The organism is Vreelandella mediterranea (genome assembly GCF_970647075.1).
Genome location: NZ_OZ310198.1, coordinates 2,217,053 through 2,239,774, shown reverse-complemented (window position 1 = coordinate 2,239,774; position 22,722 = coordinate 2,217,053). Strand labels below are relative to the sequence as shown.

The following is a 22,722-nucleotide window of genomic DNA, read 5'->3' as shown; positions in this document are numbered from 1 at the left end:
TAGCCACGGACACTCACGGAAAACACGGACTATTCAATGCTCTTCTTCTGTGTTTTCCGTGAAATTCCGTGGTGAAATGACAGTGCCATGACATTTGATTAGCCACGGACACTCACGAAAAACACGGACTATTCAATGCTCTTCTTCCGTGTTTTCCGTGAAATTCCGTGGTGAAATGAGAGTGCCATGACATTTGATTAGCCACAGACACTCACGGAAAATACGGACTATTCAATGTTCTTCTTCCGTGTTTTCCGTGAAATTCCGTGGCAAAAAAGGGTTCCCCATGAACATCCTCATTACCGGCGGCAATGGCCAGGTCGGTTTCGAACTCCAGCGCCAATTCGCGCTGTTCGGTAACGTCCTCGCCCCTACACGCCAGCAGCTCGACCTGACCAACTCTCATGCAGTTGATGCATACCTGGCTGAGCACAAACCCGCGCTGATCCTCAACGCCGCCGCCTATACCGGCGTTGATAATGCCGAAAGCGAACCCGAGCAAGCCAAGCGCTTGAATGCGGAACTACCCGCGCAGCTGGCCCAATACGCCGCCCAAAACGGTATTACCCTGGTGCACTACTCGAGCGATTACGTGTACCCCGGTAATGGCGAAAGCCCTTGGCAGGAAGACAGCCCCACCGGCCCTTTGAGTATCTACGGCCAAACCAAGCTGGAAGGGGATAACGCAATTACTGAGAGCGGCGCCAATCATCTGATTTTTCGCACCAGCTGGGTATACGCCGCCCGCGGCAACAACTTCATGAACACCATGCTACGCTTGGGCAAGGAGCGCGAGACGCTCAGTATCGTCAACGATCAAATAGGCGCACCTACCCCCGCCCGCTTAATCGCCCAAGTAACCGCGCAAGCATTCACCACTCACCACTCACCAATAACCATTCACATCCCGCAAGGCATCTACCACCTGGCCCCACGCGGCGAAACCAGCTGGCACGGCTTTGCCTGTGAAATCTTTAGCCAAGCCGCCAGGGCCGGGCAGGAGCTTACGATTAAGCCCAAGAACACCGCCGGCATACCCACGGCAGACTACCCAACGCCTGCAAAGCGTCCGCTCAATTCACGCATGAGCCTGACTAAACTTGAGGCCGCATTGGGTGTCACACTACCGCACTGGCAAAGCCAGCTAGCGCTGACACTAAAAGAGCACCTCGAGAATTAACCGGCCATGGAATACAGCGGCACCTAAAGCTGAACAGCAAACACCGGGCTTTATACCTTGTCCGTGTTTTCAGTGTGTGTCCGTGGCTAACACTTAAGGAAGAGGCTTTTCATGAGCCAAAGCACGCAACGTAAAGGCATTATTCTGGCCGGCGGTTCCGGCACGCGCTTGCACCCGATTACCCGCGGCGTTTCAAAACAGCTGCTACCGATTTACGACAAACCGATGATCTACTACCCGATCTCGGTACTCATGTTGGCAGGCATTCGTGAGATTCTGATTATCTCCACCCCGGAAGACCTTCCCCAGTACGAAAACCTGCTGGGTAATGGTGAAGATTTCGGCCTTACGCTCGAGTACGCCGAACAACCCACCCCGGATGGCTTGGCGCAAGCGTTCATCATCGGTGAGGAATTCATAGGGGACAGCCCTGTGTGTTTGGTGCTGGGCGACAATATCTTTCACGGCCAACACTTTTCCGAGCAGCTCAAGCGGGCCAGTGAACAGCCCAGTGGGGCTACGATATTCGGTTATCTGGTCAAAGACCCGGAGCGTTTCGGGGTGGTCGAGTTCGACGACGCGGGCAAAGCGATTTCCATCGAGGAAAAACCCAAGAAGCCCAAGTCTGCCTACGCGGTGACGGGCCTTTACTTCTACGACAATGACGTCATCGAGATCGCCAAGGGCGTAGAGCCTTCCGAGCGAGGCGAGTACGAAATTACCAGTGTCAATAACGCCTACCTCGAACGGGGTGACCTGCGAGTAGAACGCCTGGGCCGTGGCTTTGCGTGGCTGGACACAGGCACCCACGACAGCCTATTGGAAGCCAGCCAGTACGTGCAGACTATTGAGCACCGCCAGGGCTTAAAAATAGCCTGTCTGGAAGAAATCGCTTGGCAAAATGGCTGGATCAGCGATGAGTGTTTAGCAAGGCTTGCCAAACCGCTGGCCAAGACTCAATACGGCCAATACCTGCAGCGCCTGCTCAAGAAAAAGTAAGCATGCCACGGAAATCAACTCGCCACTGAAAGCACGGAAAACACGGATAGGTCCACCCCCTTTATTTTTCTTTCCGTGCTTTCAGTGAGTGTCCGTGGCCCAAAAAGGATCCAACATGCACTACGAAAAACTCGCCATTCCCGATGTCGTTCTGCTCACGCCAAAAGTATTCGGCGACGAGCGCGGCTTCTTTATGGAAACCTTCCGCCAAAATGAATTTGAAGAAAACTGTGGCAACTATCAGTTCGTGCAGGACAACCACAGCAAATCGTCGCAAGGTACATTGCGCGGCCTTCATTACCAGTTAAATCATCCTCAAGGAAAGCTGGTGCGTGTTACCCAGGGTGAAGTATTCGATGTAGCGGTAGATATGCGTAAAAGCTCACCCACGTTTGGCCAGTGGGTGGGAGCCACGCTAAGTGCTGAAAACAAGCAACAGCTTTGGGTACCGCCTGGCTTTGCGCATGGGTTTTACGTCACGAGTGAGGAAGCCGAGTTTCAGTATAAATGTACCAATTACTACGCTCCAGATGACGAAGTATCGCTACGCTGGGACGATCCGAGCTTAGCCATTGAGTGGCCGCTTAAAAATGAAGACGGCCCTACTCTTTCTGCGAAAGACAAGGGAGGGTGTACTTTAAGTAAAACGCCATATTTCAAATAGATCAATTTTAACATTAAAAAATAATTAAAACTAAAGTTGTTAGTCTAAAATAAAAGTACAATGAAGCATAAATTAATTTTTCGTATTTTATGTTGTAAGATTTGACATAAAATATAAATTTTGTAAAAAATAATATTTGAAACATATAGATAAATATTGAAGTGTTGTTTCTTTTTATTTGGCAAATTATAGCTTGCTTCGTATATTTATTAAAAGCCATTCTTTGATTACTTCTCGAAGTGCTTATATAATCGTTAAAAGACATAGGGCTAAGATCATGTCAAAAAACTTAAAACTGGATCCATCATTAAACTCTTCTTCTGAATCTGTTGAAGATAGGAAAATTAGAGAACAAAATTCATTAGTTGTCGAACAAATGATGGCTCTTCAAAAAGAATTCAAGAAAACATACGATGTTAAGAGTCATAAAAAGCTGCAAGTAGAAAATTCAGCTTGGAATGTGGGCTACGGAAGTAAAAAAGACATCGTTAGCAAAGATATCTCTTTTCGCACAGCAAATGCTCTATTCGAAAAGGGAGAATATAGCTTAGCAAAAAAAATATACTATAAATTAGCAGCGATTAATCCAAAACTAAGTTTTGTGGCTAATTCAATGGCTATAAGGTGCCAACAACTAGATTTAGATAGTGGTTCTTTCAATCTAAATTTAGCTGAAATAATCTATAAAAACGATGATACTGGATGGACAGCAATAATAACGCTTTACAAGCGTCAGGATTATTTGCCTGAGCAGCTGATGGCAATCAAAAATCAATCGATACCGCCTGATAGTATTATAATTATTCAGAACGAAAATCACATCGAGATTGATCCCTTTATAATTCAAAAATTTAACTTAAAAGTAATTAGGTCAGATATTAATTCATTATACTTTAGATGGATTGTTGGATATCTTGTAGATTCCTGTTATGTATGTGTTTTTGATGATGATGTGATACCGGGATCTCGCTGGATTGAATCTTGCTTTGCTGCTAGTCGTAAATTTAATGCCCTAGTCGGCCCATCAGGACGTCGTGCAGCTCCTAAAAAGAAAGAGAAAGCTTGGAAAAGCATAGAAAATCTATCAGTAAATACTTATGAGTTTTGCGATTGGGTGTGTAATTCTTATTTCTTCAAGAAAGAATGGATAAAGTATGTGGTTGAAGCATCTAGATATGGAAATACTCAGAAAACATTTGATGATATTCAGTTAGCAACAACTTTGAAAATGTATGGTGATATTAATACTGTAGTACCTCCTCAAGTTGATAAAAAAAGTATTTTTAATGGCCATATTAGAAGAGAATATGGACATGATGAGCATGCTCTTTGGAAACGTCACGCTTCGGATCATGCAGATCAAAGAAGAGAACTAATTCAGAAATTGGATGAATCAGGCTTTCCTTGGGTGACACGTTAACATGAATATTAAAAATTCCAAAATAAAATCCTACGGTTGGGATTATATACTTGATCTAGATATCGCGAAAGAATTCATAAATAATAATTTAATTGATAAAAAGGAGCAGTACTGTAGTTTTTTATATAAGTTTTCTTTTGAAGTAGATGATTTAACTGTAAGAGCAGGGTTTTTAAAAAAAATAATGGAAAGTAATTTAACTGTTGATATCAAATCAGTATTATTGTCAATAATATATAGTACCGCGCAGACGCACGAGATTGCTTATATGAAGGACGATCTTGCCATACTTATGAAAGAATGTCTTTTAAGTACTAAGGAACAGAAACTTTTAGACTTTGTAGTAGCTTCAGATTGGGGGAAGTTTTTTTTCTTACAAGAAAGTGATCAAAAAGAAATTCTACTTTTGATCTTATCAAATAAAAGATATGAGAATTCTGATGAAATTTGTGTCTTCTTAATAAAATTAGCCAGTCAACCAAATACCAGAAGTTTTATTTTAAATTATTTATCGGAAGAAGAGTACTTTTCTTTATACTGCCATTTGTTTAATAAATCAATAGGTCGTACTGGAGGATTAATTAAACAAACGGCTTTTTTGTTGCGAAGAGAAGATATTTTAGATTCGAGCTCTGTTGAATTTCCAACTAATATGTTGATTAGTTTTATAAAAGATAGAGCTTTAGATGAAGTGTGCATCTTTTCTATAGTTTCAATAGCATCTAGAATAGCTTATGTTTGCTTACCTGATGTGCTGAGCAAACTTAAAGTTATTTCTGAAACTTCTGTGAGGTACTGCTTATACACTTTGGCGCCGCCTTACTTGATTTGGTTTAAAATACAAAAAATGTGTTTAGATTCAGAAAACATTCCATTTAATGATATGGCTATTAAGCAAAATTCTTTAAATGATTTTTATCAAGAGCTTTTAGCAGCCCCACCCCAAAAAACTTATAATAAATTAAAAGAAAAAATAGGAGTATTAATTACAACATATAACCCAGAAATAAATAAGCTTGAAGTTGCTGTTAAATCTATTTTACAACAGACTTATACTAACATTGAGTTAATTTTAGTAGATGACTGTAGTTATGAAGAAAATTCAAAAAATATAGCTTCGCTAGTGATGAGCCTTAATGATAATAGGATAAAACTCATTAAAAATAGTGTTAATCGAGGTCAGTATATTTCAAGAAATACAGCAATTGAGGAAAATCCCAGTTGTGATTATTTTGCAATTCAAGATGATGATGATTTTTCACATCCTAACAGATTAGCTGAACAACTTGCCTTGCTTAAGTCTTCTAGTAAATTAAAACTGGTAATGTGTATGCAGGCACGGTTTACGGAGGAAATGTATTACGTGCCTGATAAGGTAAATCCTATTCAATTTGATAGAAGTCCAGCAACAAGTTTATTCAAAAAAGAAACATATATAAATGTTGGCGGTTTTGCTGATGTTCGTACACGTGGAGATACAGAATACATTAACCGCATTAAAAAACAATATGGTATAAATTCTATTGGTGCTGTAAATGTACCTCTTTATCTAATGAGATGCGCACCAGAAACAATATCCTCTTCAAAAGATAGGACATTAAAAACTCAACTTGACGTGTTTAGGCTAAGGATGAGTGAAGCGACGCGGAGTTTAAATCCATATTGCGATACACCTTGGGCTCTTAGAAAATAATTAGTTTTTCTAAAGTCCTTAAATTTTATATATTAAATACAATAGTGCATTTTATCAATATTCTGAAAATCTTTAACTTGGTAAAACGGAGTTATTATGAGCTTAGATAATAATGGAAGCTGGTCAGTCGTATGTACCGCGCGAGCACCTCAAGATATCATTAATAAAGTTGTAGAACATCATCTAGAGCTTGGTGCAAGTAGAATATTTTTGTTTTTTGATGATCCTACTATGGCATATCCTTATAAAGATCAGCGGGTAAAGAACACAATATGTGATGACGACTACTGGAAAGGAAAACGACCAGAAGGTGTTGATGATAGACAAAGGGTGAACTTGACTCGTTCGCATCGATGGACATGGACTGATTGGACAACTCATATTGATATGGACGAGTTAATCCATATTACAAGAGGGATGGATGTTGCGTCTGAGTTAGCTGCTGTGCCTGAAGATGTTGATTCAGTTTTAATGCCTCCACTTGAGGCGGTTTATTTGAATGAGGAACCCGGTGCTGATAATGCCTTTGACACAGTATACTTTAAAAAGGCTTTAAAAGGTATAAACCGTAAATCACATCCCCTAATCATAGATTTATATGGAGAATTAGGAAAAACAACTAAGCATGGATTGTTTGGGCATACGGAAGGTAAAAGCTTTTCTAGAGTTGCTACATTAAAATCTCGACCTCCGATACATGGCCCAAAAGTAGCCGAACCAGGTAGAAGAATTAATCATAAAATTGAGGGGCTATGTCTTTTGCACTTTGATGCTATGACATTTGAAGATTTTAAAAGAAAACAAATTCGTAGAATTGAAGGTTCAGCATATTGCAGAATTTTAGGTGGGCATAGAGATAAACAAATGGAAATTTTATCAAAAGCATATCAAGAACAAGGTGAAGAAGGGTTAAAGGATATTTATCGAAATATGATAGTATTCGATAATGAAAGGATGGAAAAAGCGATGAATGGAGATTTTGTTGTTAAGCTAAATAGATAAATATATTTTTTAAATTATAGCTTTAAGTTTTAAAGAAATAATTATTAACTTGTTGTGAAGAGCTTCTGCACTACTCTTAAGAAAAATTATAGCTATTTTTAAGGTGAAAGCTTTATTTCGCAAAGTGATCTTCATTAAACAATAAGATTATTGTTTATATGAATAAGGATATTTTGTATTAAAGTAATTTTTACTATAAAAATAAGATAGCTACAGAGATGCTAGATGGTTCGCCCCTATGTTTTTATCTGAAGGATGAAATAACTGTGACTAAATCACATTTTACTATTAAAGATGTTCTTAAAAAAAATATTTGTATTGGATGTGGAGCATGTTCAATTATCACTAATGGAAAAGTTGGTATTGAAAAATCTCGGCATGGTATTTATACAGCTAATCTTTCCGATATTAATAAGCTTGATGAAACTAATCTTGCTGCCGCAAATTCAGTTTGTCCATTTTCTGATCTGTCTGAAAATGAAGATAAATTAGGAGCGCCTCAGCTGGATTCAAAAAATTTACCTTATGAACCTGTAATTGGTAATTATCATGCAGCTTTTGCTGGGCGCCAAGCAGACGATAAACATGTAATGGGAAGTAGCTCTGGGGGATTAACTTCTTGGGTGGTTACCGAGTTATTTGATAAAAATAAAATTGATGCCGTCATTCACGTTGGTGCTTCTGAAAAGAGTAAAGACCTTTTCGATTATTGCATATCATATTCGGCTGAACAGGTTAGAGATAAGCGAAAGAGCTTTTATTACTCTACTACTATGAGTGAAGTGTTTGATAAAGTAAGAGAAAATATTGATATTCGATATGCTATTATTGGCGTTCCTTGCTTTATTAAATCAGTTAGGCTATTGGCCCAAAATGATGCCGAGTTAAAAAGTTGTATTAAGTATTTTCTTGGATTAGTTTGTGGCCATATGAAAAGCGCTTTTTTCGCCCAATCTATGGCTTGGCAAGCAGGAGCTATGCCTGAGGAATTGCAGTCAATCGATTTTCGAGTCAAGATACCTAATAAAAGAGCTAGTCGATACAATTTAATAGCTACTTCTACTGATCTTAAGCATGTGTCTAAACCTACATCATCACTGATGGGCGGTAATTGGGGACATGCTTTCTTTCAGCCTAACGCTTGTAATTATTGTGATGATGTTTTTGCTGAGACTGCAGACATTGTATTCGGCGATGCTTGGCTTCCTCGGTATATTAATGATTGGCGAGGAACTAATATTGTCGTTTCAAGAAATCCAGAGTTAACTGAACTACTTAAATCTGGAAATGAGTTAGGGAAGTTAAATTTAGATGATTTGAGTATTGCAGATGCTTTAAAGTCACAGGCTGGCGGTATAAGGCATCGACGCATAGGGTTAAGCTCTAGGCTAGCTGATGACGCTTTTTATAATATTAAAGCACCCATCAAAAGAGTTTCAGCTGATTATGAGCGTTCAAATGATATGCGTGGCGAATTAGTAAGACAAAGAAAGAAAATGTCACGTTTAAGCTTAGAAACTTTTCGGTCTGCTTTAGAAACATCCGATTTGAAGCTGTTTACTGGTCCAATGCAACGTGAAATTGATATTTATAAGTATATAAACGATCATTCCTACCCCCCTGTAAAAAATAAGAAAAAATATTATGATGTGGCTTTGTTTGGTTGGCATAATCAAGCGAATTTAGGTGGTGTGTTGACTTTTTTATGCCTTCATCAGTTAATTGAATATAATGGGCTAAGCGTTGTAGTAGTACGAAAACCTGGAAAAGATAAAATAGATGAGTCCAATCAGAAAAATTATAATATTACTAAAACATATTTTTCTTATACAAAATACAGGCCAGTAGAAAAGTTGAACGAGCTGAGGCATCATTGTGATACTTTTGTAATGGCTTCTGATCAGCTTTGGGCTGGTAAATGGATCCCTTTTCATCCAGAGTATGAATTTTTAGGCTGTGGTGATAAATCAGTTAAAAAGATTTCTGTTGCTACCTCTTTTGGAGGGCATGAAGCAAAGCTTCCATTTGATGGTGAGAAGGCTAACATAGTTAGCTACTTGTTGGGTTCTTTTGATTATCTTTCCGTAAGAGAAGAACTTGGTGTCGATATATTAAAAAGCATTGGTTTAAATTCAACTCAGATTCTCGATCCAGTTTTCTTGGCACCTCGTAGTTTTTATGATGAATTGATCGAAAAATCGACTTTTAGTTTTACTCAAAATTTTGTTATAGGATACTTATTAGATCCTGATTCTGATATTCTCGGATTTTCTAATGAGGTAAAAATTAAATTAGGTCTTGAAAAGTTGAGGTTTTTGACAACAGGTATCAATAAGGATAGAGTTTCAAAGTTTGAAGGTTTTGACCTTTTCTATAATGCTGACCTTTCAGATTTTGTAAAAAGTATTTCCCAATCAGAGTTTCTTATTACAGATTCTTTTCATGGAGCTTGCATGGCCGTAATTTTTAATAAGCCTTTTTTATGTTGTCCAAAAGGATCGCGCGGTAATTCTAGGTTTCAGATATTTTCAAAATTGGGTTTGGGAAATAGGATTGTTACAAAAGACAAGCTAAACGACAGTATTTATTTGCTCAATGAACCTATTGATTGGACCTCTATAGAGTCAAAACTTTATGAACTGAGAAGGTTTTCATTTTCATGGTTATCTCAGGCTTTTGAGAAAGAAATTAAGGGTTGGTCTTAACTTTACTGTTAAACGAGTTTTAAATATGAATGTACTATTAGTGGGCGGGCTTGGATACATTGGTTCCCATATGTGGAAAGTTCTAGCTCGCTCTGGACATAAGGTAACTGTTATTGATAACCTTAGTACTGGTAACGTTAATTCAGCTAAAAGCCGAACGTATATTAATTGTGATTTATTAGATCAGCATAAATTAAATTTAATTTTTGAGTCTCAAGTCGATATTTTTGATATCGTAATGCATTTTGCAGCGAAAAGTTTGGTAGGTGAATCCATGTCTTCTCCAGCCAAGTATTATCGTAATAACGTAGTTGGCACTCTTAACCTGCTGGACTGTATGAGAACCCATGGTGTAAAAAATATAATTTTTTCGTCTACAGCTGCTACATTTGGTGAGCCTTTATACTTACCAATTGATGAAAATCATCAGCAAACACCCATTAATCCATATGGAACGAGTAAGCTTATAGTTGAAGGTCTTTTGAAGGACTATTCTAACGCTTATGGTGTGAACTCTATATCTTTGCGCTATTTTAACGCTTGTGGAGCAGATCCCGAAAACGAAATTGGTGAACAGCATGATCCTGAAACTCACCTTATACCACTAGTTTTACAAGCTGCATCCGGAAGAAAAGAAAATATTTGTGTTTTTGGCCGTGATTATAACACTCCTGATGGTACTTGCATCCGGGATTATGTGCATGTAATGGATTTGTGCCAAGCTCATGAACTTGCTGCAACTGCTTTGGTTTCAGGTAGAAAAAAAGGAGCTTCGGCTTATAATCTTGGTAATGGTGATGGTTTTTCGGTGCAGGAAGTTATTGAAACAGCTAGAGCAATCGTAGCAGAGGATGATAAAGAAATTTTTGTTGTTGATAAGCCGCGAAGAGAAGGGGATCCAGCAAGACTTGTAGCAGACGCTACCATGGCAAAAATAGAAATTGGTTGGAAGCCTAGTTTAACTGACTTAGAAACTATTATACGGCATGCTTGGTCTTGGGAAAAAAATTTAGCAGGGTTATAAAGTAATGATAGAGTTCATGAAAGTCGCCATTGCGGGTACGGGGTACGTAGGCCTCTCCAACGCTGTGCTTCTAGCTCAGCACCAGGAGGTGGTAGCAGTAGATGTAGTGTCCGAAAAGATAGAGCTGATCAACGCTCGGCAATCGCCGATCGAAGACGCTGAAATCGAAGCGTTCTTCCGTGATAAAACGCTGAACCTCAAGGCGACGCTGGACAAGGAATCGGCCTATGCCAATGCCGATTATGTCATCATTGCCACGCCTACCAACTACGACGCCGTTACCAACTATTTCGATACCTCCAGCGTCGAATCGGTCATTCAGGATGTCATGCGCATCAATCCGAAGGCGGTCATGGTGATCAAATCCACGGTGCCGGTAGGTTACACCAAAGAGGCAAGCGAGCGCTTTGGCACCCAAAACCTTATTTTCTCTCCAGAATTCCTGCGTGAAGGAAAGGCGCTTTACGATAACCTGCACCCCTCACGTATCGTGGTGGGCGAGCGCTCTGAACGCGCAGAACGCTTCGCGGGGCTGTTGAAGGCGGGCGCAGTCAAGCAGGATATTCCCACGCTGTTTGTCGATAGCACCGAAGCCGAGGCAATCAAGCTATTCGCCAATACCTACCTTGCCATGCGCGTGGCTTACTTCAACGAGCTAGATACCTACGCGGAAACTCACGGGTTGGATGCCAAGCAGATCATCGAAGGGGTAGGGCTCGACCCGCGCATCGGCACGCACTACCGCAACCCCAGCTTTGGTTACGGTGGTTATTGCTTGCCCAAGGACACCAAGCAGCTTTTGGCCAACTATGAAAATGTGCCCAATAACCTGATTAGCGCCATTGTGGATGCCAACCGTACGCGCAAGGACTTCATCGCTCAGTCTGTGTTGAACCGCAATCCCAGGGTAGTGGGCGTGTATCGGTTAATCATGAAGTCGGGTTCGGATAATTTCCGCGCTAGCGCCATGCAAGGGGTGATGAAACGTATCAAGGCCAAGGGAGTCGAAGTCGTCGTCTATGAGCCCGTGCTGGAAGAAACTGATTTCTTCAATTCTGAAGTCATTAAAGATCTGGACGTGTTCAAAGCGCGTTGTGATGTGATCATCGCCAATCGGCTGGTCGACGAGATCGTCGACGTACGTGAAAAAGTCTACACACGCGACCTTTTCGGTCAGGATTGATTAAAAATTGATAGAAAATCACGCTTTAATCCGCAAAATAGGGTGCCTTTCGCGTTAGCTACTAAACGGAATTATTGTTCAGATCTCAGGGAAAACCCATGTATTGGAAGCGTATCGAATTTATCCGCCACTCCGGGTTTATCGATGAGAAGTGGTACTTAAAGCGTTACCCGGATGTCGCGCGCTCCGGGATGGACCCGGTGGTTCACTACGTGAAATACGGTGAGCCCTGGGGGCGCATGCCGTCGCCTTTTTTCGACCCACGTTACTATTTGAGTACCTACGCGGATGTCGCTAAATCCGGCGAAAGCCCCCTCGTCCACTATTTAATGCACGGCCAGCAAGAAGACCGCCTGCCTGCGCCGCGGGTGTCGCTTCAAGCGGCCGAATCTGCACAGCTGAAAAGTCGCCGTACCAAAAAGAAGCAGCACCAGCGTATTAAAGACCTGGTCGCACGCGCCTATGGCCTGGAAATGGCCAATGTCGCCATCCCGGAGCTTGAAACCATTGCCCAGGAAGAAAGCGGCATCGCCCGCCAGTTTGCGCTTTGGGAACTGGGGCTTTGGTACGCCGGCAATCAGGAGAGTAGCGCTCAGGAAAAAGCCGCCGGGTTCTTCCTGGCGTATATCGAGTCGACCCAGGATGAACAGCCGCAGGCAACCGCCAAAAAGCTGCTCTCCCAAGTATACGCGCGGTTAGGCCAGCTCGATACAGGAGCGGAGCTGCTGGCAAGCGTTCCCGCCAGCTTAAGAGACGACGACTGGGCGCTTTGCCACCTGAATTTGACGCAAGGTAGCCAAGCCCGTCTGGAGGTTCTCAACCAGCTTTATCAGCGGCATCACCTGGAAACGCTCTATTTTCGCCGCGACGGCGAGCTGGCTCATGATGACGCCAGTTTTTACGAACGAGTAGGCGCTACTGCGACAAGCGCGAGTACGTCTACGGCGCGTGTAAGCGTTATCATTCCCGCCTATAATGCGGCGGCAATGCTGCCTACCGCGCTGGAGTCACTGCTGGCCCAGTCTCATCGTGAGCTTGAGATCATCGTTAGCGATGATGCCAGCACCGATGAAACCGTGGCCGTCGCACAGCGCTATGCCGCACAGGATGCGCGCATTAGCGTGCTGACCACCCAGGTGAATGAAGGCCCTTACGCCGCACGCAACCGTGCGCTGGACCACTGCACGGGCGAGTTCGTCACCACGCACGATGCCGATGACTGGTCACACCCACGCAAGATCGAAACCCAGCTAGAACATTTAGAAGCGAACCCCGGCGTTATCGCCAACTGCTCGTCGCAAATTCGCTTACGTGAAGATGGCGGCATCTATTTGCGGCCCAAGGCGCGCTCTTTCCTTCTTATGAACCTCTCTTCTCTTATGTTCCGCCGTGTACCGGTACAGGAGAAGCTGGGTTATTGGGACAAAGTGCGCTTCGCGGCAGATTCCGAGTTTCTGGCCCGGCTGCGCCAGGCATTTGGGCAAGAGGCTGTAGCCACGCTAGACGGCGCACCGCTTTGCTTTCAGCGCCAGGCAGCGGGTTCATTGACCGCCGATAGCGACTTCGGCTACCTGGGCTTCAAAACCGGTGCCCGCAAGGAGTACGACGAGTCGGCAGCTTATTGGCGTAAGCGTGCGGATATAAACGCAACGCCGCTACGCTATGGCAAAGAGGGGGCCGGGAAGCAGTTTGCCCAGCCAGGCCCCATGCGGGCGGATAAGGGCGTCTCACGTACCCACTATGACGTCATCATTGCTTCGGATTTTCGTTTACCTGGCGGTACCAGCCACTCCAACATTGAAGAGATCAAGGCGCAAACGCATTTTGGCCTGCGCACCGGCTTACTCAACATGCCGCGTTACGATTTGAACCCCGGGCGCACGATTAACGAAAACGTGCGCGATTTGGTAGATGGCGAAGGGGTGTCGTTTATCGTACCAGGCGAGCGGGTCACCTGTGACCACCTGGTGATTCGTCATCCACCGGTGGTTCAAAACCTGCCCGACCGACTGCCCCAGGTGGATGCAGCGCGTATTTCGGTCATCGTGAATCAACCGCCGAAACGCGAATACAGTGAAACCGGCGCCACGCTTTATGATATCCCCACCTGCCAGGAGCATATCGTTCAGGCCTTTGGAAAAGAGCCGCGCTGGTATCCTATCGGACCGCTGGTACGCGCCTCGCTTCATGACCATCACGCCAGCGAGCTCACCGGCGTGGCGTTGGCAGAAGAAGACTGGGTCAATATCATCAACGTAGATGAGTGGCAGCGCTCGGCGCACGCCGTGCAAGGGCTGCCTATTCGCATTGGCCGCCATTCCCGCGACCAGTACGTCAAGTGGCCGGAATCCGCTGAAGTACTTTCCCAACTCTACCCGGACGACACCCGGTTTTCGATCGAAGTGCTGGGCGGGGCGCAAACACCGGTAGAGATACTCGGCCGTTTGCCCGGCAACTGGGTCGTGCACGAATTTGGCTCGGTTCACCCAGCGACGTTCTTACGCGAGCTCGATTTTTACGTCTACTATACCCATTCGGATTGGATAGAGGCGTTTGGGCGGGTCATGTTCGAAGCCATGGCCGCGGGGGTGCCGGTCATCATCGACCCGAAATACAAGCCGCTGTTCGGTGAAGCTGCCGTATATGCGCGCCCGGAAGAGGTGGTTCCTGTGATCGAAGAACTGGTTAATGATCCCGCGCGTTACCAGGAACAGGTGCGTGTGGCGCTCCAGGTCGTTCGAGGTTTGTTTGGCTACGACGTTCACCTGGCGCGCCTGGGCATTGCTGAAGAGCAGCGCTTGATTGAAACCGGCCAATCCAAAATGGGATAAGGACATCAAACCATGAGAAAGCATAGTTTTTTCCTCATTCGGTATAGCGTTTTTACCAAAAGCAAGAGTGCCTGGGCGATTGGTAACAGTGTGGAAATGGAGGTCTACAAAAAGAACCTGTTCGATAGAGACAGGTTGCTAACGCATCAGGCGCTTTTTGAGAATGTTACGCTGCCGGGGTTGGATAGCATGGTAGACCCCGCGCGCGCCACCGCGCTGGTGTTTATTTCCCAGGAGTTACCCGATGAGTTCGAATCACGCCTGCGGGAATTGGCCGACGAAAGAACATGGCTGAAAATTGTCAAGGTGCGCAGTGAAAAAGCATTGAATAGGCAAATCGATCTTAGAGTAGCCAAAGAGATTGAGACGCTTGAATACCCGCTATGCTACGCAACGGTCCGGTTGGATGATGACGATGCGTTAGCCAGTGATTTTTGCGATGTACTCGAGCAGCATATGCAGCCGCACCACGAAGATTACTGCGTTACGTTTCCCGAGGGGATTTTAAGTGTTTACGATGGCAATGCGTATACTGGCCACTACCAGCATCGGCAAATAAACAATGCGCAAGGGTTGGCTTTCGTCAAGACAGTCGCTTCGAAAGACGAAGTCGAAGAGCCTTTCGCTGTATTCTCGACCGGCAACCATACAAACGTCGATAAACGCTACCCGGTGGTGATGGATTCGAGAAGGCGCATGTTCATTAGAACCGAGCACGCCCATAGTGACCTGGTTGCCCACGCAGGAAGAGAGCGTGACAAGGACCGAATGGCCCCTCTGGACCAGAACGACCTGGATGACATGAAGAAGCGATTTGCGTTTGTTTCATCCGGATTATAGAAAAAAGACGAAGCTTGGTTTTAAGCTTTCTTTATCAGGTGGTTTGAATGATTGTTGATGATCAGGTTGTATTTTGTATATCGCTAAAGTCGCAAGTGAACGCGGCGGATTGGCAGCGGGTATGCCAAATGCTCGAGACAACAGTAGCCACTATTCAGAAGTCGACCAGTCAAAAATTTCATATCGTCATAGTTGGCCATGAAAAGCCACAAATGGAAAAAATAGATTGGCGTTCTATCACGTTCATTACGGCACCCTTTAGCCCTCCCAGCAAACGCGGAAAAGGCTGGGATAAGCTTAAAAAAAGGCGTTTAGCCGCTTCCTGGGTAAAGCAGCACTGCGATAAGCGGTGCCGGCTAGCTTTCGTCGATGCCGATGACCTGGTGAGCGCTGATTTGGTTGAAGAAGCTTTAAAGGCCGACCCGGCCGTTTCGATCGTCATCGATGCCGGCTACCGCCTTGATGCTCGTAATGGCGATATGGAGCTCCTCGATAAAAGGTTTGCGCGCCACTGTGGCTCCTGTTTTTTACCCGTGTTTACCAAAGAAGAGTTACCAAATAGCTGGGAAGATGAGGGTACGGTTTTCTCCAAATTCGATGGCCATGGCAAGTTTTATTCAACCTGCGAAGAGTTGAATCGTGACGTTGTTCTAATCAGAACGCCTAGTATCGTTTATTTGATGAACCATGAAGATAGTTTGGAGTATGCCAAGAAAGGCATAAAAGAAAGCGTTGTAAAAAGCAACTTGAAACTCTCCGAGCGTGACACCGTGCTGAGAAATAAATTTTCCAGCCGTTATTGGGCCGGTGATTTGCACCTGGTATAAGGTAGCCGAAAAAGATAGCAGCCTGACGACTCGAATTCGTTGAAGTAGTGCTTAAAAGCGATGGAATGATTTGATGAAAATTGAAAGAAAAACGACGGCTGCCTCTATGGCCCCTTTGCAGTCGCTGGCCCAGGGCTCCATGTTTTGGCAGCCGGACAGCGTTGAGATTTCCCCCTGGCTGCAGCATCTGCCTTGGATATTTTGGCTGATGGAGACGATGCAACCCAAGCGTTGTGTCACGCTGGGAGCGCGGCCGGGTAGCCCGCACCTGGCGTTTTGCCAAGCGACGATGCGAACCGACCCGGACGCCGAGTGCATACTGGTAAGCGATGAAAGAAGTGCAAATGACATTGCCACTGCCGCTGAGCGCCGTTATGGCGGGTGCCACCGCTTGGTGAATACTTCGCCCACGCGTGCTGCCAGGCACATGCAGCCGGGTATCGATATTATCGCATTGGACCTCGCCGCCAATGACGAAAATATGGATCTCATCCTCGAGCGCTGGCTTGGATTGATTTCAGCGCAGGGCGTCGTTTTGCTTTCCGGCATTAACGGTGGTGAAGCCCAGCACGCTAACTACGAACTGTTTGTCAGCCTGCAAGAACGTTATCGCACTATTTCGTTTCACCACGGTGAAGGCCTTGGGGTCGTCATCGTAGGCGAGGCGCCTGCCGCGCTCATCGAAACGCTTTTAGCGCGTTGGAAAACCACCAGCGCTGCCCGGGCCGTTCGCGATATCTTCGCGCGCTTGGGGCGTGGCATAGCGGACCAGGCACTGAATGATCAGAACGTGGCGAAACTGAGTGATGTACAGCAGCGCCTTGATGAAGTATCCCAGGAGCGAAATGCCAGTAGCGAGCAGGCCAGTAGGCTGAGTGAAACGCTTCAGGCACGGGAGCAAGAGTTTGTAACCCTCAACGAGGAGCTTGCGCAGGTATGCAAAACGCTGGCCGAAGCACAAAGCGCACTCGAGGCAAGTAACGCCGAAAAAACAGCTTTAGAGGTTTGGGTTACCGAAAAAGACGCCAGTATCAGTACCCGCTTTAACGAGCTAGCGGTGCTCACCAATATGGTGGAGGAGGCGGATAAAAAGCGCGAGAACGCAGAGCGCAGAGCCGCGCAACTCCACGAGCGCAATGAAGAGAAGAAGGTTGAAGCGAAAGAGTTCCGCCGCCAGTTGGCTAAAGCCCAAGTAAAAGACGAAGAGCGCAAAGAGCAGATCAGCGAGTTACGCGATAGTGTCGATGCGTCCGAGGCGGCCTATGGCGATGCTGCGGCCCGCGAGAACAAGGCGCTTTCGAAGATTGCCAAGCTGGAAGAGCTTTTGCAAAGCCGAGATAAAGAGTTGGCTGCTCGCTTTGAAGAGCTGGGCGATTTGACCGCCGCCATGGAAAAGAAAGAGGCGCAGCTTGAAGCTTTAAAGCAGGAACAGCTAAGCGCCAGTAAGGCTCAAGAGGCGTCGAACGCCTCGCCGAGTAGCTCCCTAAAAAAGGGAACGCGTAGCCAGCGCAAACGCGCCCAGCGCAAGCAGCAAGAAGAAGTAGCGGAACTCGAAGCCAGCCAGTGGTTCGATGGTCAGTGGTATCTAAACCAGTACCCGGATATCGCAAGCGAAACGCAGTATGGCCAGAAACCGGCGCTTCATTATTTGAAATTCGGCGGCTTTGAAGGGCGCGACCCCTCGCCGCACTTCGATAGTGCGGGCTACCTTCGTGCCTATCCGGATATCGCCGCAACCGGCATTAATCCGCTGCTGCACTACCTCCGTTCTGGTATCAAGGAAGAGCGCGAGCCCCGCCCGCAATGATAGAGCGGTTTAAACACCTGTTGGGCATAACACCTCGTCAACGCGAAGACGCTGACGAGGTGTTGGCGCGCTCGGAATTTGACGCGTCGTGGTACCTAAATGCCAACCCGGATGTTCGAGAAGCGGGCATGGACCCTTGGCAGCACTACTGGCGCCACGGCCGCTTCGAAAACCGGCTGCCTCGACGTAATCGTGCCCTGGAGTGGGACCACGCCCTTTGGCGGGGCGCACACGGCGTTATTCTTGCCAGGCTTAATGGGCTGCTGGAAGCCCCGAGTGCCACGGCAGCCGAGCGCTACACGGCCAGGCTGGCACTCGCACGCTGGTACCGTTGGCAAGAGCAGTGGGACCGGGTCGTTCGACTGCTTACGCCCAAGGGAAGGCTGATAGAATCCTGCGAAAAGCTGGTTCAACAGGGCGTAGCGCTTTCGCCTAATCCAGCGCTTATTTTGGTGGAAGCGTGTTGCCGGTTTTTAATTGAAAAGGGCGGGAGTAAACAGTACCAGGCGTTTTTAAAGCAAGCGCTCACCTATTTGAACCGGGCCTTTCCCGAAACTGCCGATACAGCGCTGGCGAATGCCAACGCCCGGCGCTTTCTGGACAATCGGGTGGAACACGCGGGTTTCGAAAACGAAGTGCTCACCACGCTAAATCGATTTTACACACGCCATGGCTTGAACCCTCTGGTAAAACCGCTCGAGAACGAGCCCTTGGCGCTGGATAATCTGTCTGCGGCAGCTGGTGATCGAACACCACAGGTTGCCCCGCCGCTCATATCGGTCATTGTCCCGGTTTACAACGCAGCCAGTACCTTGGGCACCGCTTTGCAGGGGCTTTTTGCTCAGCAAGGCGTATGCCTGGAAATCATCGCCGTCGACGATGCCAGTGGTGATGATTCGGTGGCCGTCGTTGAACACTGGCAGGCACGCTGCCCCGGTCACGTAACGTTGAAGCTGGTTCGCCACGAGCAAAACCAGGGGGCTTACGCGGCACGTAATACCGGCGCTGCCCATGCCAATGCAGCGTTCATCACCATTCATGATAGCGACGATTGGTCCCATCCTGAAAAACTGGTTCGCCAGGCCGAGGCGCTAGGCCGTGATGAAAGCATAAAGGCGACGCTCTCCTATTGGGTAAGAACCACGCCCGAACTTTTGTTTCACCGCTGGCGGTTGGATGAGCACGGCTGGGTGTACCCCAACATCTCCTCTTTGATGGTCAAGCGCGAGGTGGTCGACACCCTGGGGTTTTGGGATGAGGTAAGTGTCAACGCCGATACCGAATACCGCCAGCGGATCGAGGCGGCTTTCGGCCCGCGCAGCATTGAAGAGGTGCTGCCCGGTATTCCCGTTTCCTTCGGGCGCTCCAGCATTCACTCCTTGAGCCAGCAAAGCGCCTCGCACTTGGCTTCGCAATTTAGCGGCATGCGCTACTACTACATTGCGGCGGCCAAACGCTGGCACGCCCAGGCCAATGCCCCCACGGATCTCTACCTAAAACCAAAACCCGGCGCGCGGCCTTTTTATGCCCCCAGCGCCATGTTACGCGCTACTAGCGCCCCACCACCCGGCGTGTATAGTGCCGAGGACGCGCTGCAAGCCTCTGCGCTTTTCGACCCCGGCTGGTATCTGGCGCGTTACGTTGATCTACAGTCCGCCATGATCGAGCCTTTTCAGCATTTTTGCACGGTGGGCTCCCAGGAAGGGCGCGACCCGGGCCCCGGCTTTTCCACCTCGGGTTATCGGCGCCGCTTCGAACAACCCCTTCAGGAAAGCGGTTTAGAGCCCTGGGCCCACTATTTGCTGAATGAAAAAGCGGGCAGCACAACGAGTGAGAAAGCGCTGCCCGTATGGGAAGGCAAGTGCGTAAAGGACTTGCAGCCCACGGTCATGCTTTGTGGTCATCAACTGGGTAAAACGCTGTTTGGCGCCGAGCGCAGCCTGCTCGATGTGCTCGAAGCCATGAAGGCTTTGCAGTGGAACGTGATCGTTTTGTTGCCCGAGGCAGGGAATGCGCGTTTCGAGGCCATGCTGCTCGAACGCTGTGCGGCGCTAGCGGTCATTCCGTATGGTTGGTGGCAACAGGGCAAAGCGCCTAACCTTGAAACGGTTTCACATATCGAGCGTTTGATAAAACGCTTTGAGGTGAAAGCAGTCCATGCCAATACGCTGGTATTGGATGAACCGCTCGAGGCCGCCCGCCAGGCAGGCTTGCCCCGGGTGGTGCATGTGCGTGAGTTGCCCGCTCATGATGAAGCGCTGCGCGCCATTTTGGGCGCTTCTACTGAAGAAATCGTTACCCGGGTACATACCAGCGCTGATTTGATCATCGCCAATTCGTCTACCGTGGCTAAAGCCTTTGCCAACAGTGCCCGTGGTACTTCTAAAGCGCCTATTCGTGTGGTGCCCAATACCATCGACATGGCACCGCTGCTTGCCTTGGCCCAACACCCCGTGCGCCCGGCCGGCGAGTTTTGGGTGGGCATGTTGAGCAGCAACGTGGCTAAAAAAGGGCTCGATGATATCGAAGCCGTGGCGGCACTTCTTGCCGAGCGCGCCCCTCATATCAAGTTTCGCCTATATGGCCCGCCTGGCCCGGCGTTGAGCCAACTGCTGGCGCGCCAGGAGGCTTCAGGCGCGCCGGGGAATGTGGTGTACGCCGGTTACGTCGAATCCCCGGAAAAAGCGCTGGCTGAGGTGGATATGGTAGTGAACCTCTCTCGCTTCCAGGAGTCATTTGGGCGTACGGTGCTCGAGGCGATGGCCGCAGGGCGCCCGGTAGTGGCCTACCGGTGGGGCGCGATACCGGAACTTGTCGTTAATGGGCGTACCGGATATTTGGTGGCCTTCGCGAAAACGGCCCGCGTTGCCAACAAGATCGAAAAGCTAAGCCGCTCACCAAAGCGTTGCCAGCAAATGGGCGAAGCGGGCAGGGCAAGAGCGCTAAGCGATTTTAGTAGCGATACTTTAAAAGTCGCGCTTGAACAAAGTTACAAGGTGTTGAATAAAGCGTTTTAAAGCTCGTTCCAGGTTAAAAGGAAATAGACCGTTTGAGTACAACAGGTGATGTAAAGCGTTGGTTAAAACGGCACTGGCCCGAGAGTTCAGAAGATACCGGCAGTACGCCGGTGTTTCGTTGGGAGCTGGATTACCCTTCTACTACCCGCGAACCACGGTTTGTTTCTTCTGGCCGCGTCGTGCAGGGCTGGGTGCTTCTTGACGACGCCTTTATGGACCGATTGCCCAGTGCCCATATCGTTGCGCAGTGGGAGAGCACGTTCGAGCTGCGCTACCCTTTAGAGGTAGAACGCCCGGACGTCATCGAGCGGGTGCTAGAGGCCGACCCTGACAGCCACCCTCAGTGCTGCTGTGGGTTTCGTTTTACTATCCCCCCGCACATTCAAGCGTTCAGCCTCTGCCTCGAACTTCAGGGCAAGTTATGGCTGCTGCAAAGTGTGGATATTGCCAATACCGATGATGTACCGCCTGAGCAAGCCCTTAAAGTATTGGAGGGCAAGCAGGGGTGGCTGTTTTTGGATAACGATACCAATAATAGCGTGGATCAGTACCGTGGGCGTTTACTACTGACCGATGAAGGCCTGGAAAAATGGCAGACGTACCTGAGCGACTTGAACGCACTGGCAAAGCGTCAGAACGCTAAAAGCGCGGTTATCGTGGCGCCCTCCAAGGAGAGTGTGATGGGGCCGCGCTATCATCCTGTAGAAGAGGGTTCCGGCGGGCCGATCCACCAGCTTTTAACCTTGCCTGGCGCCGCCGGGTTCGTGTATCCGGCTAATGAGTTGAAAGCGCTGAATGATGACGCTTTTATTCAAACCGATACCCACTGGACACACCGTGGCGCCATGGTAGCGACCAAAGCGCTAGCCCAGTCGCTTGGCCTAAGCCCGGACGCCGTCAATGGCGTTTTTGAAGGTGATCGTTATCGGGTTTATATGCATACAGGCGATTTGGGCAGTAAGTTTTCGCCAGAAAAACGCAGCGAAACCGAGGCGTTGAAGTCTTTTGGCTTCATCAATCACCGCTATTTCGATAACGGCTTACCCAACTTCGGCCGCTTGCTGGTCATTCACTACGAACAGGCGCTGGTGTCTGCTACCTGTGTGGTCTTTGGGTCTTCTTCCAGCTATTCCATGCTGAGCTATTTGAGTCGTCTGTTCACTCGTATCGTGTTCGTGCATAGCGCTGGTAACCTGGACCCGGACCTCGTGGACGCTGTTAAACCCGAGTACCTGGTCGTACAAACCAATGCGCGTTTCGTGGTGCAGGTTCCCAAACCCAAGCAGGCGTTAAAAGCGCTAATCGAAGAAAAACGCGCACGTTTGACACCCGAGGAGAAGGAACAGGTGACCAAGCGTCAGGTAGGCGTAAGTACCGATGATGCGTTGATCCAGTCGCTTGGCCTAACGCCCTGGGTGGCGCTCTAATCGTGTTGCCTGGATGCCGTGGGCGCATCGGGCTGTTAATATGTCCATTTTTTATGAGTGAGATCGTGTCAGGTACCATGAAAAAGAACTACGAAGAAGAATC

General features: G+C 47.4%; 15 protein-coding genes. All 15 read left to right on the top strand.

Annotation, left to right across the window (positions count from 1 at the left end; genetic code table 11):
• Positions 1-286 precede the first annotated feature (286 nt).
• The 15 genes from rfbD to ACWFVE_RS10325 all read left to right on the top strand — a co-directional run bounded on the left by rfbD (position 287) and on the right by ACWFVE_RS10325 (position 22,619).
• Positions 287-1,180 (top strand): dTDP-4-dehydrorhamnose reductase, encoded by an 894-nt coding sequence (gene rfbD, locus ACWFVE_RS10395; RefSeq protein WP_447529199.1) that lies wholly within the window; start codon positions 287-289, stop codon positions 1,178-1,180.
• 111 nt (positions 1,181-1,291) lie between these two features.
• Positions 1,292-2,179 carry a glucose-1-phosphate thymidylyltransferase RfbA gene (gene rfbA, locus ACWFVE_RS10390; protein ID WP_447529198.1) on the top strand — a complete coding sequence of 296 codons (888 nt, stop codon included), beginning with the start codon at positions 1,292-1,294 and terminating at the stop codon, positions 2,177-2,179.
• A 115-nt stretch (positions 2,180-2,294) separates the two neighbouring features.
• On the top strand, positions 2,295-2,843 hold the full coding sequence (rfbC, locus tag ACWFVE_RS10385) for a dTDP-4-dehydrorhamnose 3,5-epimerase (protein WP_447529197.1): 549 nt from the start codon (positions 2,295-2,297) through the stop codon (positions 2,841-2,843).
• Between the two features lie 277 nt (positions 2,844-3,120).
• The gene (locus tag ACWFVE_RS10380; RefSeq protein WP_447529196.1) at positions 3,121-4,263 is read left to right on the top strand and encodes a hypothetical protein; all 1,143 of its coding nucleotides are present in this window, start codon (positions 3,121-3,123) and stop codon (positions 4,261-4,263) included.
• Between the two features lies 1 nt (position 4,264).
• Positions 4,265-5,956, top strand: coding sequence for a glycosyltransferase family 2 protein (locus tag ACWFVE_RS10375; RefSeq protein WP_447529195.1), 1,692 nt, complete (start codon positions 4,265-4,267; stop codon positions 5,954-5,956).
• A gap of 96 nt (positions 5,957-6,052) precedes the next feature.
• Positions 6,053-6,958 carry a glycosyltransferase family 2 protein gene (locus ACWFVE_RS10370; protein ID WP_447529194.1) on the top strand — a complete coding sequence of 302 codons (906 nt, stop codon included), beginning with the start codon at positions 6,053-6,055 and terminating at the stop codon, positions 6,956-6,958.
• Between the two features lie 266 nt (positions 6,959-7,224).
• Positions 7,225-9,663: a Coenzyme F420 hydrogenase/dehydrogenase, beta subunit C-terminal domain gene (locus ACWFVE_RS10365; RefSeq protein WP_447529193.1), complete on the top strand. Its 2,439-nt coding sequence runs from the start codon at positions 7,225-7,227 to the stop codon at positions 9,661-9,663.
• A 25-nt stretch (positions 9,664-9,688) separates the two neighbouring features.
• A complete protein-coding gene (galE, locus tag ACWFVE_RS10360; protein ID WP_447529192.1) occupies positions 9,689-10,687 on the top strand; it encodes a UDP-glucose 4-epimerase GalE in 999 nt (332 codons plus the stop codon).
• Positions 10,688-10,703: 16 nt separating this feature from the next.
• The gene (locus ACWFVE_RS10355) at positions 10,704-11,870 is read left to right on the top strand and encodes a nucleotide sugar dehydrogenase (RefSeq protein ID WP_447529191.1); all 1,167 of its coding nucleotides are present in this window, start codon (positions 10,704-10,706) and stop codon (positions 11,868-11,870) included.
• Between the two features lie 98 nt (positions 11,871-11,968).
• Entirely contained in the window at positions 11,969-14,701 is a 2,733-nt protein-coding gene (locus ACWFVE_RS10350; protein WP_447529190.1) for a glycosyltransferase, read from the top strand.
• 12 nt (positions 14,702-14,713) lie between these two features.
• Positions 14,714-15,541, top strand: a complete 828-nt coding sequence (locus tag ACWFVE_RS10345; RefSeq protein ID WP_447529189.1) for a glycosyltransferase — start codon at positions 14,714-14,716, stop codon at positions 15,539-15,541.
• A 47-nt stretch (positions 15,542-15,588) separates the two neighbouring features.
• Entirely contained in the window at positions 15,589-16,368 is a 780-nt protein-coding gene (locus tag ACWFVE_RS10340) for a hypothetical protein (protein ID WP_447529188.1), read from the top strand.
• A gap of 73 nt (positions 16,369-16,441) precedes the next feature.
• The gene (locus tag ACWFVE_RS10335) at positions 16,442-18,175 is read left to right on the top strand and encodes a hypothetical protein (RefSeq protein ID WP_447529187.1); all 1,734 of its coding nucleotides are present in this window, start codon (positions 16,442-16,444) and stop codon (positions 18,173-18,175) included.
• Positions 18,172-21,192 carry a glycosyltransferase gene (locus ACWFVE_RS10330; RefSeq protein ID WP_447529186.1) on the top strand — a complete coding sequence of 1,007 codons (3,021 nt, stop codon included), beginning with the start codon at positions 18,172-18,174 and terminating at the stop codon, positions 21,190-21,192. Before ACWFVE_RS10335 ends, ACWFVE_RS10330 begins: the two co-directional genes overlap by 4 nt.
• A gap of 32 nt (positions 21,193-21,224) precedes the next feature.
• Complete coding sequence (locus ACWFVE_RS10325) at positions 21,225-22,619, top strand: alginate O-acetyltransferase AlgX-related protein (RefSeq protein ID WP_447529185.1); 1,395 nt, start codon at positions 21,225-21,227, stop codon at positions 22,617-22,619.
• Positions 22,620-22,722 lie beyond the last annotated feature (103 nt).